The following is a 12,887-nucleotide window of genomic DNA, read 5'->3' as shown; positions in this document are numbered from 1 at the left end:
TATGGTCTCAGCGGCTGCAATAAGAAAATGCAGACCGATCTCCATAATTCCTCCATAAATCCTGCAATCAGGCGAAAACTTCTTACCGTTCAATGGCGAAATGGATAGTTGTTTCTGCCTTCCACGGGTTTTCTGGATGAGAACCCATAGCTTGATCTAGCAGCGCTGTGAAATCTCCCTTCCAAGCTTCGCGTCTTCGTATCGGTAGTCTGTGCCTGTGCGCCATGTCATTGCTGGCAGGGTGCGCTGCGCCTATTGAGGTACGACTGGATTCGGGTGCACCAGCGCAGTGGCAGCAAGCATCTGCTCAAAAAATGAGCAATTCCGAGTTGGCGCAATGGTGGCGGGGCTGGAGTGATCCGGCGCTGAATGCTCTGGTTGATGAGGCGTTGGCCCAGAATCTCGATGTGGCGCAGGCCGTTTTGCGGTTGCGTCAGCAGCGTCTGCTGGCGGATACGGCGGGCTCGGCATTTCTTCCCGTAGTTGGCGCTGGAGCGCGAACGCTTCAGGACGTCGCAGCAGTTGATACCTACTTCCATGCCAGCATTGATGTGAGCTGGGACTTGGGCCTGTTTGGTGACGCAGAGGCTGCGCGTCGCTCCGGCTCGGCGAGCGTGCTGGACGCTGCTGCGCAGTTGCACGCAGCGCGGGTGGCCTTGGTGGCCGATGTGGTTCATCGCTATCTCGACATCAGGCTGGCCCAGGTTCAACGCAACCTGGCGCAACAGCAGTTACAACAGGCACAAAGACAACTGCAGCTGCTTGAGATTCGCCGTGATCAACGCCTGACGGATACCCAGACACTGGAGCAGCAGCAATTGCAGCTGCGCACCCAAGAGGCGCAGTTGGCACTGTTGAATGAAAGCCACAAGCGCGCAGCCCATGCATTGGCTGCCCTGTTGGGGCGAGATCGCCCTGAGTCGCTGTGGCTGCAGCCCAAGGCTGATGCGGCGTTGCCCACTTTGCAGGCCATAGAGGTGCTTCCCGCCGATTTGCTGCGAAAACGGCCCGATATTCAGAGTGCTGAAGCTGCTGTAGAGCAGGCTGCTGCCGAGGTAGGTGTGGCCCGCGCCGCTCTCTACCCGCGCCTGATGCTGACGGGTTCGCTGCTGTACTCATACAACCTCACCCGCAATCACCGCTCGACTTCGGACTCCATCCCCATGGTGGGCCCGCAGATTGATATTCCGCTGTTTGACTGGAGCCGCCGCCGTGCGGTTGCCGATGGCAAGGAGCTGGCGCTGCAGTCCAGCATCAAGGCTTATCGGCAGGCGGTGCTCAATGGCATTGCTGAGGCGGAAGGCTCGCTGGCAGCAGTGGCCGCCCAGCAGCAGCGACAGCAATCATTGCTTGCTGCCCAGCAAATTCAGCAATCGCGTGATAAAGCTCAGGCGGTGCGTCAGCAACTCGGCCTGTCCAGTGAGCTGGCCGGTGCTGAAAACGCACGCGCCAGCTTGCAGCTGCAAAGCGAGATGGCAACGGCCAAGGCTGCCGAGGCACTGGCTTATGTCGCACTCTACAAAGCCGTAGGTGCTGCGCCACTGGATCCAGTCGTCACTCAGACTGCCGAGGTGAAGCCTTGATTGCTCTGGCGCGCAAGACGCTGATTCATGAATGGCGGCGCTTTGTCCCATCGGTGTTTGCCGTGGGATTTTCAGGCGTTCTGCTGGCCATGCAGGCAGCGCTTGTGCTGGGGATTTTTGGCTCGGCTGCGGTTTATGTGACGTCCTCATCAGCCGATCTATGGGTTGGCTATCCGGGCACGCAGAGTGTCAACTTCGGCCGCAACATTGGTAGCGATGTGGAAATGCGCTTGCGCATGGATCCTGAAGTGGAGGCGGTGGAGCCTTACGTCTGGGTCGATGGTGACTGGCGCGCTCGCACCCGTGCACAAGGCGCGGCAGGCGGTGGCGTTTCAGTCTATCTGTCGGGCATCAGCGCGATGGATCAATCCATGATGTTCACCAAGGTGCTTACCTCCTGGCAGCGTCAACTGCTGCGCGAGCCGGGTGCCGTGATTGTGGATCGCGCTGATCTGGGCACTCTGGGTGCGCAGGAAGGCAGCGTTGCCTGGATCAACAACCATGCTGTGAAGATCGTGGCGGCCGTCGATGGCCTGCGCGGGCTGGGTGGCGTCAATGTGCTGGCTTCACTCAGCACGGCCCGCGAGATTGCAGAAACCACGGCGGCAAACGGCAGCACCTATTTTGTAGCCCGCCTCAAGCCGGGTGCCAAACCGCAAGAGGCTCAGCTGCGCTTGAGTGAAATCGGCAGCAGCTTTGGCCCTTATGAGGTGTGGACTGCCGATGCCTTTGCCCGGCGTTCGCAGCGCTACTGGATGCTGGACACCGGCGCAGGCGCTGGCGTGCTCTTTATGGCCGTCATCGTGTGTTTGGTGGGCGCAATTGTGACCAGCCAGTCGCTGAAGGCCGTGGTTGCCGGTTCAGCGCGTGAATATGCCGTGCTTAATGCGCTGGGCGTTAGCCGTGCAGCGCTGGGCCGTGTGGTGGTCGAGCAGGCCTGCTGGATTGGCGGTCTGGGCTTTGTGCTAGCGGCCTTGACCAGCGCTGTGCTGCTGAGCGTTGCCGCAACCTATCGCGTGCCGGTAGCTCTCAATATGGCTGCAGTGCTTGCCTGCGCCATTCTGATTGCGGTGCTGTCCCTGCTGTCCGGTTTGGGTGCGATGCGCAGCTTGCTGCGTGCCGACCCGGCCACCTTGCTGCGTTGAGGGTGCAAGCATGCAAGCCATGACGAACGAACGTCCTCATACCCCATCTGCGGCGAACACGGCCGCCCCCAGTCTTGAGGCCGTGCGCCTTGAAAAATCCTTTGTCTCCGGCATCGTTCAGGTGCATGTCCTGCAAGGGCTTTCTGTCAGCCTTCAACCCGGTGAGCTGAGCCTGATATCGGGTCCATCAGGTTGCGGCAAGAGCACTTTGCTGTCGCTCATGTCCGGCCTGCAAAAGCCCGATGGTGGCCGTGCCATGGCGCTGGGGCAGGACTTGGCAAAGATGAGCATTGGCGCACTGGAAAAGTTTCGCCTGCGCCATACGGGCTTTGTCTTTCAGGGCTTCAATCTGTTCCCGGCGCTGACGGCGCTGGAGCAGGTGCAGCTGCCTCTGGGCTATATGGGCCTCAAGAACAGCGAGACATTGCGCCGGGCTAAAGATGCGCTGGATGAAGTTGGCTTGTCGCACCGCAGTCATATGCGTCCCGCGCAGCTCTCCGGCGGTGAAAAGCAGCGCGTCGCGATTGCCAGAGCAATTGCCAAGCAGCCCCAGCTTTTGTTTGCCGATGAGCCCACTAGCGCACTGGATGCGGAAAGCGGCCAGCGCGTCATTGATCTGCTGCACCGTGCGGCTCGCAGCCATGGCACGACGGTGCTGTGCGTCAGTCACGACCCACGGCTGGTGCGCCACGCCGATCGTGTGCTGGGTATGGAAGACGGCGCTATCCGCAGCGACTGGCGCCAGAACAGAGCCCCATCAAGGAATAATTCATGAACCGTAGCCCATTGTGTCTCAGCCTCAGTTCGGGTGTGCCGCTGCTTGCGGCGGCTCTGCTGTCGCTGGGTGGGTGCTCGCCAGCGCAGGATTCTGCATCGCTCGTTTCTGTCGCCGCGGCGCAGGCCAAGCCGCAAAATCAGGTCGCCGTTGCCCGCGGAAAGATTGATGTGGAGGGCGGTTTGCTTGACCTCGCATCACCCGCCGCTGGTGTGGTCCAGCAGTTGCTGATCAAGGAAGGCCAGAGCGTGCAAAAGGGCCAGGTCTTGCTGCGATTGGCCGATGATGCCGCCCGCGCCGATCTGGCCGTAGCCGAATCGGAGCAGCAACTGGCGCAAACCAGGCTCAAGGCCAGGCAAGAGCGTTTGCCTGCACTCAAGACAACGCTGACGCGCTGGCAGGCTGCCGCCAAGCAAGGTGCGGCCGATTTGCAGAATGTGGATGAAGCCGCCCACTCACTGCGCGATGCACAGGCTGAAGTGGATATTGCCGCTGCCGAGGCATCCGTGGCCAAACACAAGGTCGAGCAGTTGCGTGCCCTGCAACAGCGCCACGAGTTGCGTGCGCCTGAGGCCGCAACCGTCATCCGCCTGACGGCCCACGCTGGCAGCATGCTGCAAAGCGGAAGCCCCGTGGCGGTGCTACTGCCCCAGCGCCCACTGATCGTGCGCGCTGAAGTTAACGAGAGCTTTGTGGCTGCCATTCGTGAAGGCATGAAGGCCCATGTTGCCGTGGATGGCGACGGCGGCGCAGCCCGGCTTGAATTTCCATCGGCCACGGTGCTGCGAGTCAGCCCCGTTTACGGCCCGGCGCGTCTGCAGGATGACACCCAGCGCGGCCCGGTACGAGTCGTCGAATCTGTGCTGGTGTTTGACCAGCCACCTGTCAATGCCAAAGTGGGTCAGAACGTGAGGGTCAGCTTCCATGAATAAGCGTATTCAAATTCTTCCTTCGTCCACGGGTACAGCTTTGACGGGCTGGATGGTGCAAAGCGATTTCGACGGCACTATCAGCCTGCTGGATGTGACCGACACCTTGCTCAACCGCTTTGGCAAGCCGGGCTGGCAGGAGCTGGAAGACGCATGGGAGCGTGGTGACATCGGCTCACGCGAATGCATGAAGGGTCAGGTCGCCTTGCTGGATATGAGCGAGAGTGAGCTGCAAACCCATCTGGATACGATTGAGATTGACGGCTACTTCGTCCACTTTGTGCAAGAAGCGAAAGCGCTGGGCATCAAGGTTCAGGTCGTCAGCGACGGCATTGATTACGCCATTCGTCATGTGCTGGAACGCAATGGTCTGGGTGATCTGGAAGTCATCGCCAACCACCTGGTGCAAACCGGTGAGCGCAGCTGGCGCCTTGACTCCCCCTGGGCCAGCAACCACTGTGCACGGGCCAGTGGAAACTGCAAGTGCGAACGTCTGGCAGAGCAACAGGCAGTGCATGGTCGTGTGCTCTACATCGGCGACAGCACCTCAGATTTTTGCGTCTCTGGCAAAGCCGACTTTGTGCTGGCCAAGTACAAGCTCATCGCCTATTGCGAGAGCAATGGCATTGCCCATGCGCGATTTGAGCATTTTGGTCAGGCAACTCAGCTGCTGGAGCAAGTCGTTCTCGGTATGGAGCAAGTGGCATGAGTGCTGCTGATGGTCTGGTTCAGATACAGCAAAGCTCTTTGCAGGAAGTTTGCCTGACGCCCAATGAGTTCGTCATGCCTGGCGAAGGCCCGAATGCGCGCATTGGAGTGCTGCTGATTCACGGCCTGACGGGAACTCCTGCCGAGATGCGCTTGCTGGGAAAGGGCTTGAACAAGCAAGGCTTCACCATCTACGGCGTGCAACTGGCGGGGCACTGCGCAGCGATGGAAGACCTCGTGGCATCACGCTGGACTGACTGGTTGAGCAGTGTGGAGTCTGGCCTGCAGCGCTTTGGCAGACATGTCGATCATGTGGTGGTTGCGGGTCTGTCAATGGGCTCGCTGCTGTCGCTGGCAGTTGCGCAAAAGCACCCGGACAAAGTGGCTGGTGTGGGTGCATTGTCAACCACCTTCCGCTATGACGGCTGGAGCATTCCTTTATACACGCGGCTTGCATTCTTGCTGCCGCTGTTTCGCCTGCTCGGTATTGGCCGCAACAGCGTGTTCATGGAAGCACCGCCTTACGGCATCAAGGATGAAGCCTTGCGCGCCCGCGTTGTGGAGCAGATGAACAGTGGTGATAGCTCTGCCGCTGGCCTGCCGGGCAACCCATGGTGGAGCGTGATTGAGCTGCGAGCACTGTCAACTCATGTGATGAAGAACCTGCCGCAGCTGCGTTCGCCCTGTCTGGTACTGCATGCCAAAGAAGACGATATTTCTTCGGTCAGCAATGCCCATGACATTGAGCGAATTGCCGTGAATGCGAAGGTCGAACTGGTGCTGCTGGACAACTGTTATCACATGATCACCATCGATCGTGAGCGCCGTACCGTGATCGCCAAGCTGAACGAATTCACAGCGCGTATCGCTTATGCGGCAGCGCCTGTCAGGGGTGTGAATGGCCAGTGATCTCTCGCCGCTGGTGGTGACGCTGTGGGTGCTTAATGTGTTGGTAGACAGCGGTGGTCAACTTGCCTTCAAGGCAGCAGCCAGTGAGCCAGGCGATCGCGATGGCATGGCGCGCTGGCGCTTCATGCTGGCCCGCCCCTGGCTGTGGGTAGGCATTGCCTGCTATGTGGCTGAGTTTGTGGTCTGGCTGGCTTTTTTGTCGCTGGTACCGCTGTCAGATGGGGTGTTGCTGGGCTCCATCAACATCGTCGCCATCATGATTCTGGGCCGGGTTCTGTTCCGCGAAAAACTCGCGCCCATGCGGGTGGTGGGCATTGTGCTGGTCTCCATCGGTGTGGCCATAGTGGGACTGCATTGAGATGAAGCGTTTCTACATCATCGGCTTTATGGTGCTCATGGCACTTGACACGCTGGCGCAGCTGAGTTTCAAGATGGCCGGAGAGTCCGCCTTGCCGCTGGAGTTCTCTCCCGCATGGCTGGTTCGCGTGTTTGGGCAGCCCTGGATTTATGGTGCCTTTGTCGGCTATATCGGCGCCTTTTTTACCTGGATGAGTCTGCTCAAACACGCCCCCATCGGGCCCGCGTTTGCAGCTTCGCATCTTGAGATTATTTCGGTGCTGGCCCTCTCGTACTGGCTGTTCAACGAGCCCATTGGCTGGCCGCAAATCATCGGCTGTCTGTTCATCGTGGCGGGCATCATGTGCCTTGCCGTGAGCGAGACCCCTGAGGCTGCAGAACAGACGAGCTGAGATGCGCGAAATCACGATTCCCCCTACGGCAGGCTTGCCGTTGCAATGGGCAGATCTTCTGCCCTGGGGCGCGGATGATTTTGCCGTGCAAATGGCCGTCTGGCTGGGCGTGCAAAGCGTGCAGCTTGAGTGCTCTGGCACTTTGGCACTGATGGTGGCTTTGCGTAGCCTCAAGCGGCTCAGGCCCGAGCGCAGCGAAGTCATTGCACCCGCCTATACCTGCCCGCTGGTGGCGCTGGCTATTGCGCAATGCGGGCTGCAACTGCGTCTGTGCGATCTGCGGGCGGATGCGCTGGATATGGATGCAGATTGCCTTCGCCTGCTGTGCAGTGACAAGACGCTGGCTGTGCTGCCCACACATCTTTGTGGTCGTGCGGCCGATGTGGATGCCGCGTTGCAATGCGCGCGCGTTGTGGGTGCTTATGTGATTGAAGATGCTGCGCAAGCGCTGGGTGCACGCAGCAACGGGAAGTCTGTTGGACTCAAGGGCGATGTGGGCTTTTTCAGTCTGGCCGTGGGCAAGGGTTTGAGTACGTTTGAAGGCGGCGTGCTCATCACGCGTGATGCCGTTTTGCGCGATGTGCTGAGTGCCGCGGGTGCAGAGACCCCATTCAATCTCTGGTGGGAGCTGCGCCGCAGCGTTGAGCTGCTGGGCTATGCCGCGCTCTATCGCCCAGCAGGTCTGCGCATGGCTTATGGCAAGCCACTGGAGCAAGCCTTGTCGCGCGGCAACTGGGTTGAGGCGGCGGGGGATGATTTTGATGACTTCATTCCGCAGCACCGCTTGGGGGCTTGGCGTCAGGCCGTCGGCTCAAAAGCTTTGCGGCGTCTGAGTGCGTTTCAGCAGCAGACCGCTGAGCAAGCCAAAGCACGCGTGGCCCAGCTACGCGCTTGCGGGCTGGACGTGCTGGACGATATCGCTGCAGATTCGCAAGGCGTGTGGCCGGTGATCCTGCTGCGCCTGCCCAGTCAGCAAGTCAGAGATGCCGTGCTGCAAGCCCATTGGGGTGATGGCAGCGGGCTGTCTTTGCCCTTTGTCCACGTGCTGCCAGACTATGGGTGCTACGAACATGTACTGGGTGCAGCGCGCCATGATGATGTGAGCCGGGCGAGAGACTGGGCACAGCGCCTGCTGGCCATCAGCAACAGCCCGTGGCTGGATGATGCACGGTTTGCGCGTGTGCTGGCGAATATTCAGGCTGCTACGCAGGGCTGAGGTTCATCAAAAACAGTAGCTAATTGCGCCTGATAAGTCTAATGTGCAGCTAAGAAATGCTTTGAAGTCGAGATATTTCAAGCGCTATTAGCTTTGATTTTTGCAGCACCTGCCATTTTGACCAAGGGTTCAAATGCATGTCGCAGCAATTTTTTCGGTCAACCGGTCCAGCATGTCAGCTCCTTGAAGCGAGGTGTTGAAAGGTATTAGTGAAGCGCTCTAACTCGTGCTGCTGGCCGCAATTCGCTGCACCAGACGTTGATTCAAGCCATGCTGACCAGCTTGCCAGGCAGCCAGCGCCTCGGCATCAATTTGCGTATCCTGACCGTCGCCTGCACTCATCAGGCGCTTCCACCAAGTGGAATAGTGCCAGGCCGATACATCGCCGGTAATGTCACTTCCGATGATCTGCCCGCGCAGTGCATCTATCAGGTCCATGGCCTGCTTTTCAAGCATCTGGCCCTGATCCCAGTTGGTGCGTACAACCTCGGGTGCGAACACGTCTTTGTCAATGCTCAGATAGGTGTCCTGAGGCCATTCACTCATTTGGAGTGACAGCGCCTGCACCAACTCGGCGATGCTTGAAAAACTGCGAAATGCCTTGCTGGCTCCTATTTTTTTGGACCAGCGGGTGTCAACGCCACAGCTCCAGTAAGTGAGCTTGCCAGCACGTAGTGGACGCAGATAGTTCTCCCAGGCGTGACCAGAACCAATGTCCTGTGAGGTGATGCCCGCCACATGCACTTGCGATACCGCCGGGTGCATGGCCACGCGCCGCACCCATGAGCCGCAATGAACGCCCCAGGGGAAGCGCATATTGTCTGGATGGTTGTCCAGCACAAGCACGCGCAAAGGGTTCTTAGGCGTAAAGCCGCTTTGGGCAATGCAGCGCTCAATCAGCGGCCAGCTCAGGTGGTGAAAGTCACCACTGCCCATGAGTACGGTGCCATGCAGGGGCGGGAGCTTGTCGTGCATGGCGGCAGTAAAGCCTTTGAAGCTGCGCAGGCCGCAGCCAAAGCGCACCAGCTCTTGCCAGTCGGTCAGCGGCAGGCGCAGCTCATGGCTGAGTGGGCCGACCGATCCATCGACGTCCAGAACAACAGGGGGGTGTAGTCGCATCATGCTTTTTGGCCCCATTGGCTATCGTTTTCAAACAGTCTGGAAAAACGTCTTCCCAAGGCCCGCAGCACCGGGTTGCGGATAAAGACCAGGTGCTGCGTCATGGTGAAGCTGGCGCCCAGTTGGGCTTTGACTTCGGGGTCGGTCCAGCCCGCCACATAGTGGCTGAGGCCGCGTTCCCGTGCATATTCGAGATTGACCATCCAGCTCACAAAGTAGAGGTTGGCTGCGCGGGCTGCCGGGTAGGACAGGCCTATGTATTTATCGATCAGTTTGCCGCCGTGTTCAAAGCAAAGGTTCCAGCCCAGCAAAGCACGGCTTTCCAGATCGCGGTATTCAAACACGATGCCGCCGTTGTCCCCATCGCGCAGCAGGTCGGCAAAGAAGGCGCGCGTGAGCTTGTCGAAGTGAATTTCGCTTTGCGCATACACGGCGTCAAACAGCGTGTAGTAGGCGTCTACACGTGCTTCATCAGCAAATGCTGGGCCGGTGGGAATGCGCTTTATGCTCAGCTGATTGCGGCTTTTGAGTTTGCGTTTGAGGCTGCTTCTGCGGTTTTTTGAAAGGCCCGCCAGATACGCATCAAGGCTGGCAAAGGTGATGGGCACATAAGCCAGTGCCTGCCCTTCCAGTGCAATAAAACCTTGCTCTGAAAGCGCTTGAGCGACTTCTCTGGAGAAGCGGTTTTCATCTTCAGAAAGTAGTGGTGATGTCTGCGGAAAATCCTTGACGATGGTCAGCAGGGTGCGACCGGTCATGGCACGCAATTGCTGCGCCAGAGTGCTTGCAGTGACGCCTTGGGGCAGCAGCGCATATTCGCTGACCGTGGTGCCGATAAAGTCGGTTTGCAGCGTGAGCTTTGAACGCAGCCATGGGCCGCCCGGTAACGACAAAAGACGCGCCTTGAGCGCGTCATCTGTAGTGGTCAGCAAGTCAAATGGTGCGGTGAATGCGGGCGCCGGACCGTGGTTCAGCAGCGTAAATCCTTCAGGGGGGTGCTGGGTAAATTGCAGCAGCAGTCCGTCAGGCTCCAGCTGGTTGCGCAAACTTTGCGATGCCATCGCGCTCATTATTGTGTTGAAAATTCCATCATGCCAGCGCAGCCGGCGTGACCCGTGGCAGAGGCGTCAGGCAAGAGCCGCCTCGCTGCGAAAGCGTTGCCCCTCTCCCGCATGGCGAATGCAAAGCGAGAGAGGAGCAGCGGCAAAACCGCTCAGGGGGTTAGCCCTTTTTAGCCTTGGTCAGCAGCTGATCCAGTAGTGCCATGGCTTCGTCGATTTCAGGGCGCGAAATCATCAGCGAAGGCGCGAAGGTGATCACGTTCTTGTAGTAGCCGCCCACGTCCAGCACCAAGCCGCGCTTCTGGCCCTGGTATTCCACACCGCCTTCAAGGCCGATGTCCACCATCTTGTCCAGCAGTGCCTTGTTGGGCGTGAAACCGTCTTCGGTGCAGATTTCGGCGCGCAGTGCCAGGCCCATGCCGTCCACATCGCCGATTTCCTTGTGGCGCTTTTGCAGCTCCTTCAGGCCTTCTAGGAAGTAGGCACCTGATTCGCACACCTGGCGACCGAAGTCCATTTCGTGCGTCATGCGCATCACTTCCAGACCCAGAGCCGTTCCCAGCGGGTTGGAGGCAAAAGTGGAGTGGGTGGAGCCCGGTGGGAACACGGTGGGGTTGATCAACTCTTCACGGGCCCACAGGCCTGACAGTGCGTTCAGGCCGTTGGTCAGTGCCTTAGCGAACACCAGCACATCGGGCTTGATGCCGAAGTTTTCCACAGACCACAGCTTGCCCGTACGCCAGAAGCCCATCTGGATTTCATCGACCACCAGCAGCACGCCGTGGTCGTCCAGCACCTTCTTCAGGCCGGTGAAGAAATTGGCAGGAGGAATGACGTAGCCACCGGTGCCCTGAATGGGCTCGATGTAGAAGGCTGCGTATTCGCACTGGTTGGTCTTGGGGTCCCAGACCGCGTGATATTCGTTCTCGAACTTGCGGGCAAATTCGCGCACGATCGAATCCGCATACTCTTCAGCGGTCATGCCCTTGGGGCGACGGAAGGGGTAGGGGAATGGGATGAATTGAGCGCGGTCGCTGAAGTGGCCGAAGCGGCGGCGATAGCGGTAGCTGGAGGTAATCGATGAAGCACCCAGCGTACGGCCGTGGTAGCCGCCTTCAAAGGCGAACATCAGGCTCTTGCCGCCGGTGGCATTGCGCACCACTTTCAGCGAGTCTTCAATGGCTTGTGCGCCGCCCACGTTGAAGTGCACGCGGCCGTCATTGCCCCACTTGCTCTTGGCGTCTTCGGCGATGAACTTGGCCAGTTCAATCTTGGTCGGGTGCAGGTACTGACTTGCCACCTGGGGCAGCTCTTGCAGCTGCTCGATCATCTTTTGCTCAAGACGCTTGTTCTTGTAGCCGAAGTTGACGGCCGAATACCACATCTGCAGATCGAGGTAGGCGGTGCCTGAGTCGTCGTACATATAGCTGCCATCGCAGCCTGTGAAAATCTTCGGGGGATTGACGTAGTGGACGGTGTCGCCAAACGAGCAGTATTTGGCTTCGTCAGCCAGCAATTGGGCAGTATTGATCACAGCAGAAAACGCTCCGCAAAAAGGAATCCGGTAAACGGTATGCGGCTGCAGTGTGAGGCTGCAATATTTCCGGGCTGTCGAGCATTTGTGTGGAATTTGTGTAGAGCCCGCCGCTGGCGCAACTCCTGCCGCATTGACAGCAAACCGGTGAGCCATCAATCGGATATTGGGGGGTGTGCATTGCCCAATTGGCACTTGGGTATTCGTTCAAACACAGGTAAATTGAGATCAAGTTAATTCACGGTTGATCCATGCGTTTGAACATGACTGCCCGACAGCAGAGGCAGGCTTTATCCATTGTTGCGATGAGTGTGCGCCTGGCAATGGCGCCGGCGGACGGATTGAATCCGGTGCAGCACGAGGCCATGGACGATGCCAGCACGCCGCCGCCCGGTCTCTACTACCTGGGCTATTTCCTCAACTATCGCAGCAACAATCTCCGCACGCCGGTCAGCAATGAGCGCGTGCCCGGCGACGTTCGTGTTGAAAACACCAGCTTTGTGAATCGGCTGATGTGGATAACCGATAGCAAGCTGTTGGGCGCCGATTACGGCATGGAGGTCATCGTCCCCATGGTGCATAGCTCCATGAACTCCAGCACCTATGGACTGGATCGGCATGAATCTGGTGGCTCCGATATCTATCTCAGCCCGTTGATTCTGGGCTGGCACATGCCGCGCTGGGACGTGAGTGCGGGCGCTGGCGTCTGGCTCGATAGCGGACGTGCGGGCGCGCTGGGGCCGGGTCTGGGCTATCAGCGCTACGTGCTCAGCGGCGGCGCTACGTATTACCTGGATGAGGCCAGAGTCTGGTCGACATCAGCCCTGCTGCACTACCAGCGCAATGGCAAAGCTGACCATGGCTGGCGTTTTGGCGATCAGGCCAGCGTGGAATGGGGCGTGGGGCGGCGCTGGGGGCTGCTGCAAGCCGGTGTGGTGGGCTACAGCCGCTGGCAGGTCTCGCGTGACCAGGGGCTGGGGACGCTGGACGGCTATGCGCAAAACCATGCGGTGGGCTTGCAGGCATCCTATATTTTTCTGCCCGCCAAGATGATGCTGCGTGCCGCCTACTACAAGGAATTTGGCACCAAGGCCGCAACCTTGCCCGTCCCCCAGGGCGATCTGCTGCGCCTGACCCTGATCAAGGCGTTCTGAAGCGC

At 59.1% G+C, this 12,887-nt stretch carries 13 protein-coding genes; 10 read left to right on the top strand and 3 right to left on the bottom strand.

The annotated features are described in order from the left end of the window. Positions 1 to 224: 224 nt before the first annotated feature. The 9 genes from RSF91_RS07305 to RSF91_RS07265 are packed head-to-tail and all read left to right on the top strand — an operon-like array spanning position 225 to position 8,014. Positions 225 to 1,583: an efflux transporter outer membrane subunit gene (locus tag RSF91_RS07305; RefSeq protein WP_332567811.1), complete on the top strand. Its 1,359-nt coding sequence runs from the start codon at positions 225 to 227 to the stop codon at positions 1,581 to 1,583. Further along, on the top strand, positions 1,580 to 2,728 hold the full coding sequence (locus RSF91_RS07300) for an ABC transporter permease (RefSeq protein WP_332567788.1): 1,149 nt from the start codon (positions 1,580 to 1,582) through the stop codon (positions 2,726 to 2,728). Before RSF91_RS07305 ends, RSF91_RS07300 begins: the two co-directional genes overlap by 4 nt. Positions 2,729 to 2,747: 19 nt before the next feature. After that, positions 2,748 to 3,503, top strand: coding sequence for an ABC transporter ATP-binding protein (locus tag RSF91_RS07295; protein WP_442878817.1), 756 nt, complete (start codon positions 2,748 to 2,750; stop codon positions 3,501 to 3,503). Further along, positions 3,500 to 4,435: an HlyD family secretion protein gene (locus tag RSF91_RS07290; protein ID WP_332567786.1), complete on the top strand. Its 936-nt coding sequence runs from the start codon at positions 3,500 to 3,502 to the stop codon at positions 4,433 to 4,435. Before RSF91_RS07295 ends, RSF91_RS07290 begins: the two co-directional genes overlap by 4 nt. Next, entirely contained in the window at positions 4,428 to 5,141 is a 714-nt protein-coding gene (locus RSF91_RS07285; RefSeq protein ID WP_332567785.1) for an MtnX-like HAD-IB family phosphatase, read from the top strand. The genes RSF91_RS07290 and RSF91_RS07285 overlap by 8 nt, the downstream gene beginning before the upstream one ends. After that, on the top strand, positions 5,138 to 6,049 hold the full coding sequence (locus RSF91_RS07280) for an alpha/beta hydrolase (RefSeq protein WP_332567784.1): 912 nt from the start codon (positions 5,138 to 5,140) through the stop codon (positions 6,047 to 6,049). The genes RSF91_RS07285 and RSF91_RS07280 overlap by 4 nt, the downstream gene beginning before the upstream one ends. Then, a complete protein-coding gene (locus RSF91_RS07275; RefSeq protein ID WP_332567783.1) occupies positions 6,039 to 6,407 on the top strand; it encodes an EamA family transporter in 369 nt (122 codons plus the stop codon). The genes RSF91_RS07280 and RSF91_RS07275 overlap by 11 nt, the downstream gene beginning before the upstream one ends. A 1-nt stretch (position 6,408) precedes the next feature. Continuing rightward, positions 6,409 to 6,798, top strand: a complete 390-nt coding sequence (locus tag RSF91_RS07270) for a DMT family transporter (RefSeq protein WP_332567782.1) — start codon at positions 6,409 to 6,411, stop codon at positions 6,796 to 6,798. 1 nt (position 6,799) lies between these two features. After that, positions 6,800 to 8,014 carry a DegT/DnrJ/EryC1/StrS family aminotransferase gene (locus RSF91_RS07265; protein ID WP_332567781.1) on the top strand — a complete coding sequence of 405 codons (1,215 nt, stop codon included), beginning with the start codon at positions 6,800 to 6,802 and terminating at the stop codon, positions 8,012 to 8,014. A gap of 219 nt (positions 8,015 to 8,233) precedes the next feature. On the opposite strand, the gene RSF91_RS07260 is transcribed toward RSF91_RS07265, so the two are convergent. The 3 genes from RSF91_RS07260 to RSF91_RS07250 all read right to left on the bottom strand — a co-directional run bounded on the left by RSF91_RS07260 (position 8,234) and on the right by RSF91_RS07250 (position 11,728). Continuing rightward, positions 8,234 to 9,133, bottom strand: a complete 900-nt coding sequence (locus RSF91_RS07260; protein ID WP_332567780.1) for a hypothetical protein — start codon at positions 9,131 to 9,133, stop codon at positions 8,234 to 8,236. Continuing rightward, on the bottom strand, positions 9,133 to 10,194 hold the full coding sequence (locus RSF91_RS07255; protein ID WP_332567779.1) for a peptidogalycan biosysnthesis protein: 1,062 nt from the start codon (positions 10,192 to 10,194) through the stop codon (positions 9,133 to 9,135). Before RSF91_RS07255 ends, RSF91_RS07260 begins: the two co-directional genes overlap by 1 nt. Positions 10,195 to 10,354: 160 nt before the next feature. Then, complete coding sequence (locus RSF91_RS07250) at positions 10,355 to 11,728, bottom strand: aspartate aminotransferase family protein (RefSeq protein WP_332567778.1); 1,374 nt, start codon at positions 11,726 to 11,728, stop codon at positions 10,355 to 10,357. A 263-nt stretch (positions 11,729 to 11,991) separates the two neighbouring features. On the opposite strand from RSF91_RS07250, the gene RSF91_RS07245 reads away from it, so the two are divergent. Next, complete coding sequence (locus RSF91_RS07245) at positions 11,992 to 12,882, top strand: SphA family protein (RefSeq protein WP_332567777.1); 891 nt, start codon at positions 11,992 to 11,994, stop codon at positions 12,880 to 12,882. Positions 12,883 to 12,887: the final 5 nt, after the last annotated feature.

The organism is Comamonas sp. (assembly GCF_036643215.1).
GTDB lineage: Bacteria > Pseudomonadota > Gammaproteobacteria > Burkholderiales > Burkholderiaceae_C > Comamonas.
The sequence above is the reverse complement of the archived record's forward strand: the minus strand, read 5'-3'. Positions and strand labels throughout refer to the sequence as shown.